The organism is Parafrankia soli (assembly GCF_001854695.1).
Classification (GTDB): Bacteria; Actinomycetota; Actinomycetes; order Frankiales; family Frankiaceae; genus Parafrankia; species Parafrankia soli.
Genome location: NZ_MAXA01000222.1, coordinates 13,243 through 28,956 on the forward strand (window position 1 = coordinate 13,243; position 15,714 = coordinate 28,956).

At 71.8% G+C, this 15,714-nt stretch carries 14 protein-coding genes and 1 tRNA gene; 10 read left to right on the forward strand and 5 right to left on the reverse strand.

What is annotated here, in order from left to right; translation table 11 throughout:
* Positions 1–35: 35 nt before the first annotated feature.
* From BBK14_RS19985 to BBK14_RS20010, 6 genes are all read left to right on the forward strand, one after another.
* The gene (locus tag BBK14_RS19985; protein WP_071064763.1) at positions 36–992 is read left to right on the forward strand and encodes an ABC transporter ATP-binding protein; all 957 of its coding nucleotides are present in this window, start codon (positions 36–38) and stop codon (positions 990–992) included.
* A complete protein-coding gene (locus tag BBK14_RS19990; protein WP_071064765.1) occupies positions 989–1,783 on the forward strand; it encodes an ABC transporter permease in 795 nt (264 codons plus the stop codon). Before BBK14_RS19985 ends, BBK14_RS19990 begins: the two co-directional genes overlap by 4 nt.
* 12 nt (positions 1,784–1,795) lie before the next feature.
* Complete coding sequence (locus tag BBK14_RS19995; protein WP_071064767.1) at positions 1,796–2,560, forward strand: MerR family transcriptional regulator; 765 nt, start codon at positions 1,796–1,798, stop codon at positions 2,558–2,560.
* 326 nt (positions 2,561–2,886) lie between these two features.
* Complete coding sequence (locus tag BBK14_RS20000) at positions 2,887–3,837, forward strand: SDR family NAD(P)-dependent oxidoreductase (protein WP_071064769.1); 951 nt, start codon at positions 2,887–2,889, stop codon at positions 3,835–3,837.
* Between the two features lie 279 nt (positions 3,838–4,116).
* Positions 4,117–4,746, forward strand: a complete 630-nt coding sequence (locus tag BBK14_RS20005) for an excalibur calcium-binding domain-containing protein (protein WP_071064771.1) — start codon at positions 4,117–4,119, stop codon at positions 4,744–4,746.
* 460 nt (positions 4,747–5,206) lie between these two features.
* The gene (locus BBK14_RS20010; RefSeq protein ID WP_071064773.1) at positions 5,207–6,394 is read left to right on the forward strand and encodes a cytochrome P450; all 1,188 of its coding nucleotides are present in this window, start codon (positions 5,207–5,209) and stop codon (positions 6,392–6,394) included.
* A gap of 62 nt (positions 6,395–6,456) precedes the next feature.
* Here the strand turns inward: BBK14_RS20010 and BBK14_RS20015 are convergent, their stop codons facing one another.
* The gene (locus BBK14_RS20015) at positions 6,457–7,515 is read right to left on the reverse strand and encodes a TIGR03617 family F420-dependent LLM class oxidoreductase (RefSeq protein ID WP_071064775.1); all 1,059 of its coding nucleotides are present in this window, start codon (positions 7,513–7,515) and stop codon (positions 6,457–6,459) included.
* A gap of 822 nt (positions 7,516–8,337) precedes the next feature.
* Here BBK14_RS20015 and BBK14_RS20020 point away from each other — a divergent pair.
* Entirely contained in the window at positions 8,338–9,636 is a 1,299-nt protein-coding gene (locus BBK14_RS20020; RefSeq protein ID WP_241831697.1) for a pyridoxal phosphate-dependent decarboxylase family protein, read from the forward strand.
* Positions 9,637–9,834: 198 nt separating this feature from the next.
* Here the strand turns inward: BBK14_RS20020 and BBK14_RS20025 are convergent, their stop codons facing one another.
* From BBK14_RS20025 to BBK14_RS20040, 4 genes are all read right to left on the reverse strand, one after another.
* Positions 9,835–10,479, reverse strand: a complete 645-nt coding sequence (locus BBK14_RS20025; RefSeq protein ID WP_071064779.1) for an NAD(P)-dependent oxidoreductase — start codon at positions 10,477–10,479, stop codon at positions 9,835–9,837.
* Between the two features lie 341 nt (positions 10,480–10,820).
* Positions 10,821–10,907, reverse strand: a tRNA-Ser gene (locus BBK14_RS20030).
* Between the two features lie 34 nt (positions 10,908–10,941).
* Positions 10,942–11,412 carry a tRNA adenosine(34) deaminase TadA gene (gene tadA, locus BBK14_RS20035; protein WP_071064836.1) on the reverse strand — a complete coding sequence of 157 codons (471 nt, stop codon included), beginning with the start codon at positions 11,410–11,412 and terminating at the stop codon, positions 10,942–10,944.
* Between the two features lie 79 nt (positions 11,413–11,491).
* Positions 11,492–11,977, reverse strand: coding sequence for a tRNA adenosine deaminase-associated protein (locus BBK14_RS20040; RefSeq protein WP_071064781.1), 486 nt, complete (start codon positions 11,975–11,977; stop codon positions 11,492–11,494).
* A 329-nt stretch (positions 11,978–12,306) separates the two neighbouring features.
* Here BBK14_RS20040 and BBK14_RS20045 point away from each other — a divergent pair, with 329 nt between their 5' ends.
* From BBK14_RS20045 to BBK14_RS20055, 3 genes are all read left to right on the forward strand, one after another.
* Positions 12,307–13,560, forward strand: coding sequence for a MurT ligase domain-containing protein (locus BBK14_RS20045; RefSeq protein ID WP_020463940.1), 1,254 nt, complete (start codon positions 12,307–12,309; stop codon positions 13,558–13,560).
* Positions 13,557–14,309, forward strand: coding sequence for a type 1 glutamine amidotransferase (locus tag BBK14_RS20050; protein WP_020463939.1), 753 nt, complete (start codon positions 13,557–13,559; stop codon positions 14,307–14,309). The genes BBK14_RS20045 and BBK14_RS20050 overlap by 4 nt, the downstream gene beginning before the upstream one ends.
* A gap of 98 nt (positions 14,310–14,407) precedes the next feature.
* Positions 14,408–15,076 (forward strand): PHB depolymerase family esterase, encoded by a 669-nt coding sequence (locus BBK14_RS20055; RefSeq protein WP_020463938.1) that lies wholly within the window; start codon positions 14,408–14,410, stop codon positions 15,074–15,076.
* The last annotated feature ends 638 nt before the right edge of the window (positions 15,077–15,714 follow it).

The following is a 15,714-nucleotide window of genomic DNA, read 5'->3' on the forward strand; positions in this document are numbered from 1 at the left end:
ACCTTGACCCTGCGTCAGGGCTCCAGCATGGCGGCGTGACCGCCACCAACCCCGCGATCGAGGTTTCCGGACTCACCAAGTCCTACGGAGACCACACCGTGCTGGACGGAGTCGACCTGACCGTCCCGGAGGGCACCGTCTACGCGCTCCTCGGACCCAACGGCGCCGGCAAGACGACCGTCGTCAACATCCTCTCCGCCCTGCTGACCCCCGGTGACGGCGAGATCCGCGTCGCCGGCTTCGACGTACGACGCGAGCCTGCCGGGGTGCGCGCGGCGATCGGTGTCACCGGGCAGTTCTCCGCGATCGACGAGCTGCTCACCGGCCGCGAGAACCTGCGACTGATGGCCGACCTGGCGCACCTGGACCGGGTGACCGCGACCGCCGCCGTGACCGTGATGCTGGAGCGCTTCGATCTCGTCGACGCGGCCGACCGGCGGGCGCAGACCTACTCGGGCGGCATGAAGCGGCGACTGGATCTGGCGATGACGCTCATCGCCCGGCCCCGACTGATCTTCCTCGACGAGCCGACGGCCGGTCTCGACCCGCGCAGCCGTCGCGACCTGTGGGCGATCGTGCGCGAGCAGGTCGCCGACGGCGTGACGGTGCTGCTGACGACGCAGTACCTCGAGGAGGCCGACCAGCTGGCCGACCGGATCGGGGTCCTCGACAGTGGCCGGCTGGTCGCCGAGGGCACGGCGGCGGAGCTGAAGCGGCGGGTGCCCGGCGGGCATGTGTCGGTGCAGTTCACCGACGCCGCGGGGCTGGCCGCGGCCGCGGCGGCGCATCCGGAGGCCACCACCGACGCCGAGGCGCTCACCCTTCGGGTGCCGGGCGACGGCAGCATCGCCGGGCTGCGCCGCGTGCTCGACGGCCTCGACGACGACGGCGTCGCCGGCCTGACAGTCGAGTCCCCCGACCTCGACGACGTGTTCCTCGCGCTCACCGGCCATGCGACCGAGGCGCCCGCAGCCGAGGAGATCCCCGCATGAGCACCACCTACACCGTCCGTGACTCGGCGACGATGCTGCGGCGCAACCTGCTGCACATCCGCCGCTATCCCTCATTGTCGATCATGCTGGTCGCACAGCCGATCGTGTTCCTGCTGGTGTTCGTGTACGTGTTCGGCGGGACCCTGGGCGCCGGCCTGCCAGGCCAGGAGGGCGGTGGAGACCGCGGTGACTACCTCGTGTTCATCACGCCAGGCATCCTGATCATGACCGTCGCCAGCGTCGCGCTCGGCACCGCGATCTCGACCGCGACCGACATGACCACCGGGATCATCGCCCGGTTCCGCACCATGGACATCGCCCGGGTGTCGGTGCTCACCGGCCACGTGCTGGGGGCTGTCATCAGGACCGGATTCGCCGTGGTGATCGTGACGGCGTTCGCGTTCCTGCTCGGGTTCCGCTCCGACGCCGGTCCGCTCGGCTGGCTCGGCGCGATCGGGCTGCTGATCCTCATCGCGTTCTCACTCACCTGGCTGACCGTCGGCATGGGCCTGGCGGCGGACAGCGTCGAGACGGCCAGCAACACCCCGCTGTTCCTGGTGATCCTGCCGTTCATCAGCAGCGCCTTCGTACCGACCGACGCGATGCCGGCCGGGCTGCGCCAGTTCGCGGAGCACCAGCCGTTCACCCCGATGATCGACACCCTGCGCGCACTCGTCACGGGCGCGGCGACGGACTCCGACCTGTGGCTCGCGATCGGCTGGTGCGCCCTGATCGCGCTGCTCGGCTACCTCTGGTCGCGCCGGCTTTTCCTCCGCGTGCCCGCGAGATAAGAGACTGGCGCGGTGCTCACGATCAGCCAGCTGGCGTCGTACGCCGGCGTCACCGTGCGCGCGGTGCGGCACTACCACGCCAAGGGTCTCCTGCCGGAACCGGAACGCGACCACTCCGGCTACCGGCGCTACGACGCCCACGCCGTCGTCGAGCTCATCAGGATCCGTACGCTCGCCGGCGCCGGCGTTCCGCTCGCGCGCGTCCGCGAGCTGTTGGCCGCGGGCGAGGAGGAGTTCAACGCCGCCGTCGCCGACATCGACCGGCGCCTGCGCGCGGAGATCAGGCAGCGGCAACGGCACCGCGAGCGGATCGCGCAACTGGCAGCCGGAGACAGCCTGGCCCTGCCGCCGGAGGCGGTGGCGTACCTCGACCGGCTGCGTGAGCTCGGACTGCCGGACCTGATGATCGAGGGCGAGCGGGACGCCTGGATCCTGGTGGCCGCCCAACTCCCGGAGCACATGCCGTTCTACATGAAAGTGAAGCAGCAGCAGCTCGACGACCCGGCGACGCTCCAGCTCTACCGCGATCTCCCCGCGGTGATCGACTGGGAGGCGGACGACCCGCGAGTGGCGGCCGTAGCCGACCAGCTCGTAGCCCTCATCGAGGCCGATGCCGAGGGATGGGAGAACTACGACGAGGTGATGCCCGACGAGCTCGCGCAGCTCCTCGACTCGGTCTTCCTCGACTCGGTGCCGATCGCCCGTCGGCTCCTGGAACTGCTCGAGGAGCGCGGCTGGCGCGGCTGGACCAAGTTCGAACGGATCCGTCCGGCATAGCGCTGCCATCGGCAGTTCCGCCGAGAGTCTCCGACGGTCGCGGGTTCAGGCAGACGCATTGTCAGCCGGAGGCGCCCGCGGTGCCGACGGAACTGGCGGAACCGGTGGCCAGCCGTCGAGGAACTGTTTCCCCGCTCGCCCGCCCGCGCTGCTCGTCACCCGTCCGGTTCCGCGGCGGATGGGACCCGGGTGGGGACGGTGGTCGTACCGTCGTCCGCCGGCGGAGGGACCGTGGTCCGATGTCACGCCGCGCCATGGCAGATGTACTGCGGTTGTCCGCGGTCGTCCCTGGCCGTGGATGTCACCCCTACCGTGGAGGAGCGACGATGACCAAGGACCACCGCGGGGCCAGACCCCCGGGCCGCCGGAGTCTGCTTGCCGGGGCGGCGGGACTCGTCACCACGGTGGCCGCGGCGACGGCCGTACCCGTCGGTGTGGCCGCCGCGGCGCCCGCCCCCGCCCCGACCCCCGCGCCGGCGCCCAATCCGGCGCCGGCGCGTCGGTTCGCGGGGAAGGTCGTCCTCGTCACGGGAGCGACCTCGGGCATCGGACGGGCGGCGGCCATCGCCTTCGCCCGGGAGGGAGCGAAAGTCGGCTTCTGCGGCAGGCGGGAGGAGCTCGGCCGCCGTGTGGAGGCGGAGATCCGCGCCGCCGGCGGAGAGGCCACCTACACGCGGGCCGACGTCCGCGATCCCGCCCAGGTCGAGTCGTTCGTGGCCGGTGTCGCCGACCAGTACGGCCGGCTGGACGTCGCGCTCAACAACGCCGGAACCCAGATCGTGAAGCCGCTGCACGAGATGACCGTCGAGGAGTGGGACGACACCGCCCACACCAACACCCGCGGGGTCTTCCTCGCCATCAAGTACGAGGTGCCACCGATGCGGGAGTCCGGCGGCGGCGTCATCCTCGTCACCGGCTCCGCGAACGAGTTCGCCAGCAGGCCCGGACTGGGCGCCTACAGCGCGAGCAAGGGAGGCGTCACCGGCCTGGTACGCACCGCGGCCCTGGACTACGGACAGGACAACATCCGGGTTGCCGCGCTCTCCCCGGGCACCACCGACACGGGGCTGGTCGACCGCCGCCGCCCCCCGAACATCACCGACGAGCAGTGGGCAGCCGGCAAGGCCCAGTACGGCGCGGACAACGTCGACGCGCTGCGCCGGATGGCCCGCCCGGAGGAGATGGCCGCCGCCGCCCTCGCCCTGGCCTCGCCGGACATGAGTTTCCTGACGGGCACCTCGGTTATCGTCGACGGCGGCATGCTCGCCGGCCTGTGACGCCGTGTTTCAGCCGGAGGCGGCCACCGCACCGGCGGTGCTGGCGGCCAGTGCGGCCAACTCTCAACCGGAACTGATCCGGCGCCGGCATCCAGTCGCGCGGCGCCGGCGTCCGCCACGGCCGTCGCGGCGAACAGACCGGCGACCCGCCCGTTGCGCCCCGAAAGTGAAGTGTCGGGAGGGCCACCCGTGCGGTGGTGCCGAAAAGTAGCGACTTTGCTTCGCGCAGTGGCTTTCGCCCCGCTCGTCCGATGAGGATCGGACCAGCGGAGGAGGAGCATGCGGATGTTGCGCCAGCGGCCGGTGGAGTGGGGCCATGGGATACACGCCTGGGTTCGCGGGCACCGGCGGGTCGGCGGCGGCGTAGGCGGGGTCCTTCTGCTACTGCTGGTAGCGGCCGCCCTCGCACCGGCGCCGGGATCGGGTGCGGCCCGCTCCGGCGCGGTCGGCGCGCTCGCCGAGCCTGCGCCGGTCGCGATACCGACCACCCCGGGGCCGTCGCCCGCGCCCCCGGTGGCGCCGCCGGCTCCGTCAGCGGTGCCCCGCCCGTCGGCGGCGCCGGCCCGGGTGGCCGCCGCGCCGCCGCCCGCGCCCCCGTCCCCCGCGGAGACGACGCCGACCGCCGAGCAGACGGCGGCGCCCACGCCCACGCCGTCGGCCACTCCGGACCAGGCGCGGCCCCCCCGCCCGGCGACCACGTCCTACCAGTCCTGCGCGGACGCCCGCGCCGCCGGCGCCGCGCCGCTGCACAGGGGCCAGCCGGGGTACCGGTCCGCGCTGGACGACGACGGGGACGGGACCGCGTGCGAGCAGGACAGGCCGTCGGCGCTGTGCGACGAGGACGCGGGGGCACAGCGAGGCGGGCTGCCCATCCTGGAATACCTGAGCTGCTGGCTGCCCGATCTCTGAACCGCGCTCCGCGGGTGGCTTGACAGGTACCCCATAGGGGTGTGCAGCTTGCGGTCGGCGGGGTGACTCACCGGCGGAGATCGCCCCGACGGCCGCCGGGCACGGGTCGACGGCCCGCAACCGACCCGGCCGGATCGACCAGCGGAGGGCTCCGAGTTCATCCTGGCTGGCCGCTTCTTCGAGGCGAGGGCGATCTGCGGCGGTTCCACCCGCGGCACGGGGCCCGGCTCGACCCGGACTGTCGGGGTAAGTCCCTTGCTCGTGGAGTGCGTCCCACGCCAATCTGCTCATAAGCGTTGACGAACTGGCGGTGACGTGTCTTGCCCGGTGCAGACATCGGCCTGGTCAGGGAGTCGCGGCCGTGATGCCTCCGGTGACCGGCCGGGCGCGGGCATGGCGACGTGAACTGGCTGTCCTCGGTGGCTCGCAGCGCGGGCCTGGCACAGAGAAGGGCTCAACCGTGACGGAAGACCTGTACTGGGACCCGTTCGACAAGATCATCGACGTCGATCCGCATCCACTGTGGCGCCGGCTGCGGGACGAGGCACCGGTCTACCGCAACGAGAAGCACGACTTCTACGCGCTCTCCCGGCACGCGGACGTCGACGCGGCCCACGTCGAGCCCGAGACGTACAGCTCCGCGCACGGCACGGTCCTCGAGCTCATGGGGCCGGAGCCGTTCAACACCGGTCAGATCATCTTCATGGACCCGCCCACGCACACGCTGCTGCGCGTCCTGGTCTCGCGGGCGTTCACGCCGCGACGGGTCGGCGGGCTCGAGGGGAGCATCCGCGAGATCTGTGCAGAGCTGCTGGATCCCCAGATCGGCGGCGGCGGGTTCGACTACATCCAGGACTTMGCCGCCCAGCTCCCCTCTCTGGTCATCTCCAAGCTCATCGGCGTCGACGAGGCCGACCGGGAGGAGATCCGGCAGACGATCGACCAGACCTTCCACATCGAGGAGGGCAAGGGGATGATCAACGACGTCTCCTTCGCCGCGCAGATCAAGCTGCACACCTACTTCTCCGAGCAGATCGACGCGCGGCGCACGGCCCCGCGCGACGACATGATGACCGGCCTCGCCGAGGCCGAGATCACCACCGACGAGGGCGCCCGCCGGCTCACCACCTCCGAGGCCGCCGACTTCACCAACCTGCTCGTCGCTGCCGGTACCGAGACCGTCGCCCGCCTGCTCGGCTGGGCCGGTGACCTGCTCGAGGCCCACCCGGACCAGCGTGCCGAGCTGGCCGCCGACCCGTCGCTGCTGGGCAACGCCGTCGAGGAGACGCTGCGCTACGAGTCGCCGTCCCCCGTGCAGGGCCGGGTGAACACCCGTGAGGTCGAGCTGCACGGCACCACGATCCCGGCAAAGTCCAGGATCCTGCTGCTCACCTCGTCCGCCAACCGCGACGAGCGCAAGTACCCGGACGCGGACCGCTACGACATCAAGCGCAACTTCGACAGCCACCTGGCGTTCGGCCGCGGCCCGCACTTCTGCCTCGGCGCGGCGCTCGCCCGCATGGAGGGCCGGATCGCGCTGGAGGAGACCCTGCGCCGCTTCCCGAACTACGAGGTCGACCGCGACAACGCGGTGCGCCTGCACACCAGCACCGTGCGCGGCTACGAGAAGCTGCCCATCAAGGTCTGAGTGAGCATCTCCCCGCGCGGCGCGCGGCGCGCGCCGCGCGGGGAGTCCGGGACCGGGTCTGGTTACGCGGGTCCGGTCCCGTGCCGGCCCGCCGCGCCGGTGGTCGGGGCCGCGGTCGGGATCGCCTGGATGGCGGCCAGAATCTCCCTGGTCTGCTCGGGGCCGAACGACGGCGGCGGCGTGAACGTCGTGCGGGTCGCCAGGCCGCCGAGGCGCTCGGCGATGCGGGCGGGGACGTCCGCGGGCGCCGCGACGATGCCGAAGGTCTCGACGACGTCGTCGTCGATCAGGGCGGCCATCTCGGTCCACCGGTTCTGCTTGGACAGCGCGGTCAGCTCGCTGCCGAGATCGCCCCATCCATGCAGTTCCAGCACGGGGCGGTAGGCCGGGGTCGACCCGTAGAAGGAGATCTGGGCGCGCATCCTTGCCAGCCCTTCGGTGATCTCCTGGTCGGTGCCGGTGGCGACGAACCCGCCGGCGACGATGTCGAAGCCGTCCAGCGTGCGGCCCGCGCGCTGCCGGCCCGCCAGCAGCGCGGGAACGGTGTGCTCGCGGATCCAGCGCGGGCTGGTGAACCAGTGGCACAGGAATCCGTCGGCGACCTCGCCCGCGACCCGGGTCATGACGTCCCCGACGCCGGCGAGGAGCACCTGGGGTGGCCCGAAAGGGTGCGGCTTCGGGACGAACGCCGGCGGCATCAACGTGTGCCGGTAGTACTCGCCCTCGAAGGCGAGCGGGGTGCCCTCCGACCAGGACGACCAGATCGCGCGCAGCGCCAGGACGAACTCGCGCAGCTGTGGCGCGGGCCGGCCCCACGGCATCGAGAAACGGCGGGTGATGTGCGCCTTCACCTGCGAGCCGAGGCCGAGCCGGAGCCGGCCGCCGGAGAACCCGTGCAGGTCGTGCGCGGTGTACGCCAGCGACATCGGCGAGCGGGACAGCGCGACAGTGATCGAGGTGCCCAGCTCGATCGTGGACGTCGCGTCGGCGGCGAGGGTCAGCGGGAGGAACGGGTCCTGGTTCACCTCCCCGGTCCAGATGGCGTCGTAGCCGGCGGCCTGCGCGGCGCGGGCCTGGCCGGCAGCGATGTCCAGCGCGCCAAGGGTGCTGTCGACCTTCACGTTGCCGCCTCCTCGACGTCGCCCCGCGGGCCGCCTCCCGCGGGGCTCGTATGTCCTGAAAGCTAACAGCGGACGGCCGGTCGGCGCCGGGGTCGACGCGTCAACGTTTAGCACCAAGTGATCGGCATGGGTTGGGCGTGGGCTTCATGACGTATATGGCGACAGCGAAACGCGAATGAGAAGAATGCCCGGCGCGAGGTGGCGTCGCCCGGGTCTCCACCGCCGCGGCCGGGCACCGTCGCGTCCCGATGTCGTGGCCTTCCTGCGGTGTGTAACAGGTGGGCGCGGGCCCGGTAAAGACCGGATCCGGACAACGATCCTTCATTTCCGCACGGCGGTGCGACCGAGCCTCGGTCAGCCGGTATGTTGTGCCCTTGAACGCGGTGATCGCCGGTACCCCCGGTGGTCGCCGGTCCTCATCGTGGAGGTGTCTCATGAAGCGCATCGGAATGATCGTCATGCTGGTTGCTCTCGTCGGTGGCGGTTTCCTCGTGCGGCGCCAGCGCAGCAGCTAGGCGACCCTGTCTGTCCGCGTGGCCCGGGCCGACGGGAGCGGGCCGACGGCACGACGGGCACGGCTCCCTGTCGCTRTCACGCAGGGCCCGGTTGTTTTCTGATTGTTTTCCGGCATTCACTCGCCGGGTGTCTCCCGGTATTCGCCGGTGATCGGTGGATTACCCCGGTGCACGCGCCGGCGTGATCCTTTCGGCAGCGCTCCGGCGGGGACCTAGACTGCGCCGGGTGCACCCATTCGATGTGCCGATCTTCGGCGCGCAGCGCCCGGAGCTCGTCCAGGCGGTGGTGGATTACGCCCGCACTCGGATGAGTCTGGATCCCGTCCCGCTGGACGGTCCGAGCCCACCGGCCGAGCTGTCCGCGCGGGCCGGGCGCACGATCACCCCGGAGGGCATCGGTGGTCTCGCCGCGCTGCGGGTGTTCGACGAGGTGCTGTCGCGTGCCTGTATATCGGCGGACCACCCGCGCAACCTCGCCTTCATCCCGGCGGCGCCGACCCGGGCGGCGATCCTGTTCGACCTGGTGGTCGGCGCCTCGTCGATCTACGGCGGGAGCTGGCTGGAGGGCGGCGGTGCCGTCCACGCGGAGAACGAGGCGCTGCGCTGGCTGTCCGACCTCGTCGGCTTCCCGCCGGGAGCCGGCGGGGTGTTCGTCCAGGGCGGGACGGTCGGCAACGTCTCGGCGCTCGTCGCCGCGCGGCACGCCGCCCGGGCGCGCCGGGCGGCCCGAGGGCTCCCTCAGCCACCGCGCTGGCGGTTCCTGTGCGGCTCCGAGGCGCACTCCTCGCTGCGCCAGGCGGCCGAGGTCATGGACGTCGACCTGGTGGTCGTCCCGACCGGCGACGACGGGCGGCTGACCGGCGGGGCCGTGGCCACCGCGCTCGACGAGCTCGCCGGCGACGGCGGGGTGTTCGCCGTGGTGGCCACGGCCGGCAGCACCCAGTTCGGGATCGTCGACGACATCCGCGGTGTCGTCGACGCCTGCCGCCGGCACGACGTGTGGGTCCACGTCGACGGCGCCTACGGCCTCGCGGGCGCCGCCGCCGCGTCCGTGCGGCACCTGTTCGACGGCATCGAGGAGACCGACTCCTTCATCGTCGACCCGCACAAGTGGCTGTTCGCGCCGTTCGACGCCTGCGCGCTGGTGTACCGCGACCCGGCCGCGGCCCGCGCCGCCCACGCGCAGCAGGCAGGCTATCTGGAGGTACTCGACACGCCGGGGGCCTGGAACCCCTCGGACTACGAGGTCGGGCTCTCCCGGCGGGCCCGCGGCCTGCCGTTCTGGTTCTCGCTTGCCACCTACGGGACACATGCGTACGGTTCCGCGGTCGAGCGCTGCCTGGCGACGGCGCGGACGGCGGCCGACCACATCCGGGCCCTGCCGTTCGTGGAGCTCGTGCGCGAGCCGGAGCTCTCGGTCGTCGTGTTCCGCCGGCTGGGCTGGCCGGCCGAGAGCTATCACCGGTGGACGGAACGCCTGCTTGCCGAAGGGCTCGCGTTCGTGACCCCGACCGTGCACCGGCAGGAGACGGTGACCCGGTTCGCGATCGTCAATCCGGCGACCACATCGGAGGACATCGACCTGATTCTCGCCACCATGGCCTGAACGCCTGAACGCCTGAACGCCTGAACGCCTGAACGCCTGAACGCGCGCATGGCCTTTACAAGCGATCGCCCATGGGCTCTTCGCAAGCATGGGCTTCACAAGCGATGCGGCCGGGCCTCCGGCCGGCGTTCCGCCGGAGGCCCGGCTTTCAGACTGTCAGACTGTCATCCCGCGGCGAATGGTGTCGCCAGCGGGAGGTCAGTACCCCACCGTGTACCGCTTGTTGCGGAACCGCGGCTTCTCCACCTCGTCCAGGACGGCGAACGCGAAATCCTCGTACGAGATCCCGATGTTGCCCTGGGCGTCGGTCACCGGGCGGTCGCCGGCCGTGCGGTAGGCCTCACGCCGGCGACCCGGGCCGAAGTTGCGCGGCGGCGGGACGACGCAGGTCCACTTGAGGTTGTGCTTGGCGGCCCGGAGGACGTCGAGCGCGTCGGCCTGGTCGAGGGCCTCCTTGCGCTCGGCGGCGGGGAACTCCTGGGTGTCGACGATGCGCTCGCCGTCGGCGTTCTCCAGCAGCCCGCCGTTGCCGATGTGGATGACCGCGGGCGCCTTGGCACCCAGCTTGTTCGCCACCTCGACGACCGCGCGCGCGGTGTTCGCGTGTTCGGGCCGGGTGCACCCGGCGAGGGCGACCACGACCACGTCCGCGTTCTGCGCCTGCTGCTGGACCATGTCGCGCCCGGTGACGTCCCCGGTGACGGCGGTGGCCTGGCGGGGAACCCCTTTCAGCGCGTTCTGGTCCTGGTCGACCGCCGTGACCTCGTGGCCGCGCCTGACGGCTTCGGCAACGATGGACCGCCCTACCTGACCACCGGCACCGAGAACAACGATCCTTGCCATTCCTGACCTCCGGATTCGGGTGACGCAGTGACCGTGGAGATATCGATCCGCTGGCGGAACGACGGTGGCATGGTCACGGATCGTTACCTTGCGTATCGACTATGACACGCTCCGGAGTCAATGCAACTCGGCTTCGTTTGCGATCGGGAACAGAAGGCCGCACACCGCGGTCGAGAAGTGCCGACATCGCGGTCGAGAAGTGAAGGTCGATGGCCGTGAACTCACGGCGGATGGCCGTCACCGGCCCTGGTGGAACGGGCAGGTGACGGCCATGGCCGGTGGTCGTGCCGGGCCGTCAGACGGCGGTGTCGCCGCCGGTGTTCCGGGCCGGGCTTTCTGGGCGGTGGAGGTGGGATTTGAACCCACGGAGGGGTTGCCCCCTCACACGCTTTCGAGGCGTGCGCCCTCGGCCACTAGGCGACTCCACCGCGGGCTAGCTTACGCGACGTCGTCCTGGTCCGGTTAGTCGGGGGTGCGCGGACGGCGTGTGTCGCGGCGTTGCGTCCGCCGGTCGGCGAAGAAGGCGGCGAGCTGCTCCGAGCACTCCTGCCCGCGGACGCCCGCGACGACCTCGGGGCGGTGGTTCAACCGCCGGTCGCGGACGACGTCCCACAGGGAGCCCACGGCGCCGGCCTTGTCGTCCACGGCGCCGTAGACGAGCCGGTCCACCCGGGCGAGGACGAGGGCCCCGGCGCACATGGTGCACGGCTCCAGGGTGACCACGAGGGTCGCCCCGGTCAGGCGCCAGGAACCGAGGCGGGCCGCGGCCTGGCGCAGCGCGACGACCTCGGCGTGGGCGGTCGGGTCGCCGGCGGCCTCGCGCGCGTTGTGGCCGCGGCCGAGCACCGCCCCGTCCGCCGCCACGACGACCGCGCCGACCGGGACGTCCCCGGCGGCCCGGGCGAGATCGGCCTCGGCCAGGGCAAGGCCCATCGCCTCGCGGTAGCCGTCCGTCACCGGTGCGCGGGTGTCCGCCACCGACGGGCCGGTGTCCGCCACCGGTGAGCGGGTGTCAGCCACGGACCTCGTCGAAGATCTCCCCGGCGCCGGCCCGCTCGCTGACCGCGCTGATCACGTCGGCGGGCAGCATGCCCTCCTCGGCGATCAGCTCCAGCAGCGCATCGTCGGTCGTCCCGAGATCCGCCAGCAGGTCGAGGTCGCCGACGGGGGACGCCTGGCCCACCGGGGCGTCGTCCTCCGAGTCGTCCTCGAGCGCCACCATGGACGGGAGCGCGTCGGCGAAGAGCCGCTCGGCGAGGTCGGAGCTCAGCAGGACCCGGCGGTCCGAGAGGAAGACCTTCGGATCGGGGTCCTGCGCGCCGATGCGCACGATGGCCAGGTACTCGTCGTCCTCCTCGACGAACGCGATGACCGTGCCCGAGGAGAGGTCGTGCATGGCGTCGACGAGCGCGTCGAGATCCTCCATGTCGGCGATGTCGAGGTCGTGAGCCGTCCATCGCTCGCCGTCACGGGCGATCGCTATCCCCTTGGTGGTCACTGTCTGTCCTCACGTCCCTTCCCGCCGGGTCCTCACGTGTCCTCACGTGATCTGTGCGTCCGCCGACCCGGGGTGATGCCCCATCACTTCTGTGATTCTCACCTCTGGGTGTCCTACTCATCCACCTGGGGCGGTGGTTGCCCGCTCATGAGTGCTCCCGGACACTCGGCCGGGGGCTCGGGTCAGGGCTGGGTCTACCCACTTGGCGGCCCACCGCCGCGGTTCGCGGGACGGCCGCGAGGCGGCGTGCATACCGCGAACCGCGCGAACGGCGCACAGTGCGGGGTGGGCACCGGCGGCGGGTGCGGGCATGGCAGTCTGGAGGAGCGATGATGACCCCCCTGCCACGCCGCCGGTTCTCCGCCCGTACCCAGGCCGCGCTCGCCGTCGAGCGACTGGCCGCTGAGGCGTCCCGCCGCCTCGGCCGGGGCTCGGGCGAGATGATCGGCGGCAAGCTCGCCCTTCGGATCGCGCCGGACGCACTGGCCGAGGTCGGCTCCAACCGGCTCACGGCGTGCGTCTCGGCCACGAACGGCAAGACGACCACCACCCGGCTGCTGGCCCGCGCGCTGGGGACGCTCGGCCCGGTCAAGTCGAACAGCGGGGGCGCGAACATGGCGCCCGGCGTGCTGGCGGCGCTGTCCAAGCCGCCCTACGACGCGGCCGCCGCCCTCGAGGTCGACGAGATCTGGCTCCCCAAGGTGGCGCGGGCGATCGAGCCGCGGGTGGTGCTGCTGCTCAACATCTCGCGCGACCAGCTCGACCGGTCCAACGAGACGCGACGCATCGCGGCGCTCTGGCGCGAGCTGGGCGCTGACCTGCGCGACACCGTCGTCGTGGCGAACGTGGACGACCCTCTTGTGGCCTGGTCCGCGATGACCTGGTCCCGCCAGATCTGGGTGTCGGCGGGGCAGAACTGGACCGCCGACGCGATGGTGTGCCCGCAGTGCGCCCGGCTGCTGCACCGCAACGCCACCGGCTGGTGGTGCGAGTGCGGCCTGGCCCGACCGGAGCCGATCGTCTCCGTCGCCGGGCTGGGCGAGCTGATGTGGTTCGGGCGGCGCATTCCGGCGCACATCGACCTGCCGGGGCGGGTGAACCTCGCGAACGCGGCGATGGCCGCGGCCGCGGCGCGCGAGTTCGGCGTCGACGTCGAGGACGCGCTCGCCGCGATGCGTGGCATCGGTGACGTGCAGGGCCGCTACCAGGAGGTGCCGCTGGGCCCCGACGGGAAGCTGGCCCGCCTCCTGCTCGCGAAGAACCCGGCCGGCTGGGTGGAGATGATGGAGCTGCTCAACTCCGCCCCGCCACGTCCGGTGCTGATCGACTTCAACTCGCAGACGGCGGACGGGCGCGACCCGTCCTGGATCTGGGACGTCCCGTTCGAGCGGCTCGCCGGCCGCCAGGTGCTCGTCACCGGAGGCCGCAAGGAGGACATGAGCGTGCGGCTCGCCTACGCCGAGGTGCCCCACACCGTGCACGCCGACGCCGAGGACGCCGCGACCGCGGCGAACGACAAGGCGCTGGACGTCGTCGCGAACTACACCGCCTTCCGTGATCTGCTCGTGCGGACGACCCGGTGAGCCGCGAGTCGGCGACCCGGATCGCCCTGATCTACCCGGAGCTGCTCGGCACGTACGGCGACGGCGGCAACGCGATCGTGCTCGCCCAGCGGCTGCGCTGGCGGGGGCTGCGGGCGGAGATCGTCGAGGTGCCGGCCGGCGAGGTGGTCCCGGCCGACTGCGACATCTACCTGCTCGGCGGCGGCGAGGACGAGCCGCAGGTGCTGGCCGCGGACGGCATGCGCCGCAACCGTTCCCTGACCCGCGCGGTGTCGGGCGGCGCGGCGGTGCTCGCGGTCTGCGCCGGCTACCAGGTGATCGGGGCGAGCTTCCCGGCCGGCAACGGCCGGGTCCACGAGGGCGTCCACCTGGTGGACATGGAGACCCGCCGCTCGTTCGACCCGCCGGACGTCCCGCCGCCACCGCGCGCCGTGGGCGACATCGTGGTGGAGCCCGACCAGCGGCTCGGCCTGCCGACGCTGTACGGGTACGAGAACCACGGCGGGCGCACCCGCCCGCTTCCCGGGTCCCGGGGCATCCCGCTCGGCACGGTGCGCCTCGGCGTCGGCGACGGCACACCCGCGCGCACCGACGGCATCGTGGACGGAAAGGTCATCGGCACCTACCTGCACGGGCCGGTGCTGGCCCAGAACCCGGCCCTGGCCGATCTGCTGCTGACCTGGGTGCACGGCCGGCTGGCGCCGCTGGACGCGCCGGTCGAGGCGGACATGCTGCGCCGGGCGCGGGCGCGGGCGCTCGCCGGCGGCTGAGCGGGCGCCCGCGGACGGCTGGGAAGTGCCACCCGACGTCGTCCCGCCCGGGTCCGCGTTGACGCGCTGGGCTGAATCCGGCGATTTCCGGGGGCCGGGTGTGGTTCGGTTGGATCGTGGCGTCGAATCCCCTTGCCGGCTGGTGGGGCAAGAACAAGAGAAACGTGATCATCGCCGGGGTGGCACTTGTGGCCATCTGGTGGCTCGTCGCGGCCAATGGCCGTCCCAAGGTCGAACGGGTCACAATCCCGGATGGCTATCCGTCAGCCGACCGGGAACTGCTCGTTCAGGCACCCTCCAAACCGAATGACCCGTTGCCCCTGGTAATCATCCTGCACGATGACAATACGGATGCGAGTTCACTGGAACATGACAGTGACGCGTCGTCGCTGGCGAACCGCCGTGACTTCGCGCTCGCCTTCCCGGAGGCGGTCGCCGGTACCTGGCGACTCGACGACCCGAATGGAGCGGACCAGCAGTACCTGCGCGACGTCGTCCGCTACATGGACGAGGAACGCACCGACATCGACCTGAACCGGATATACGTCTGGGGTATCGGGGAGGGTGCGCGGCTCGCCCTGCTCGCCGCCTGCTCGCCCGGCCCCCCCGTCTACGCGGCGGTGGGCGTCGTGGGACAGTTCGAAGCAGAGCCCGGCCCCACCTGCGACAACGTCACCCAGCACGGGCGGGTTGCCGAGACGGACTGGGACAAAAAGGTCAGCAGCACGTTGTGGGACTTCTCCCGCGACCTTCGCCGGAAGGTCTGACCCAGCTTGGTTCGGTGCGCTGACCAGACAGTTCGCGCTAGTAGCAAAGAACTAGTCATTTAACAGATTGGCCGGCCGCCAGCCCCGCCGGGGACGGCTTGCTGGCCATTTCGGGGCTTGCGCCTGCCGCGGCCGTGTGGGCCGAGGGTCCGGCGCGGAGGTGTGCGTTCGCCGCGCGGAGGGGTCCTGCGAGTTTTCCCGGAGCCCCGGCCGCCCCACCCCGCGCGGGGTGGGGCGGCCGGGGCCCGAGCGGTCCGTCGACGTCGCCGGGAGGGGGGGTAACGGCCCCGACGGACCAGTGGGCGGCCGGAAGGCTTGAGGGGGTCCGCTGGCCGCCGGCCCGATGGGGGGGGGATCGGACAGACGGCCAGCGGAGTCCGGGGCCTTCCGGCCGGACGGACGTCAGATGGGGGGGGATCTGACGTCCGTCCCACCGGAAGGATCTCGGATCGGTGGGGTGCGGTTGACTTTCGTGTGGGCTGGTGCTGGTGCTGGGTTGGTTCGAATGGGGGTGTTGCTGCCTGATAGTGGCAGTCTGGCCGGCTAAAGCTACATCTACGCTACTTATGACGAAGTAGAATGATGCCGCAACGGCCTACCGTTCATGGCTGCCGGCCAGCTCATCGATGGCGCCACGT

What these genes read in the sequence shown, in the direction of transcription:
- BBK14_RS19990 (WP_071064765.1), top strand. Translation starts at nt 989, where the DNA reads ATGAGCACCACCTACACCGTCCGTGACTCGGCGACGATGCTGCGGCGC.
- BBK14_RS20000 (WP_071064769.1), top strand. Translation starts at nt 2,887, where the DNA reads ATGACCAAGGACCACCGCGGGGCCAGACCCCCGGGCCGCCGGAGTCTG.
- BBK14_RS20005 (WP_071064771.1), top strand. Translation starts at nt 4,117, where the DNA reads ATGCGGATGTTGCGCCAGCGGCCGGTGGAGTGGGGCCATGGGATACAC.
- BBK14_RS20020 (WP_241831697.1), top strand. Translation starts at nt 8,338, where the DNA reads ATGAGTCTGGATCCCGTCCCGCTGGACGGTCCGAGCCCACCGGCCGAG.
- BBK14_RS20025 (WP_071064779.1), bottom strand. Translation starts at nt 10,479, where the DNA reads ATGGCAAGGATCGTTGTTCTCGGTGCCGGTGGTCAGGTAGGGCGGTCC.
- tadA (WP_071064836.1), bottom strand. Translation starts at nt 11,412, where the DNA reads ATGGGCCTTGCCCTGGCCGAGGCCGATCTCGCCCGGGCCGCCGGGGAC.
- BBK14_RS20045 (WP_020463940.1), top strand. Translation starts at nt 12,307, where the DNA reads ATGATGACCCCCCTGCCACGCCGCCGGTTCTCCGCCCGTACCCAGGCC.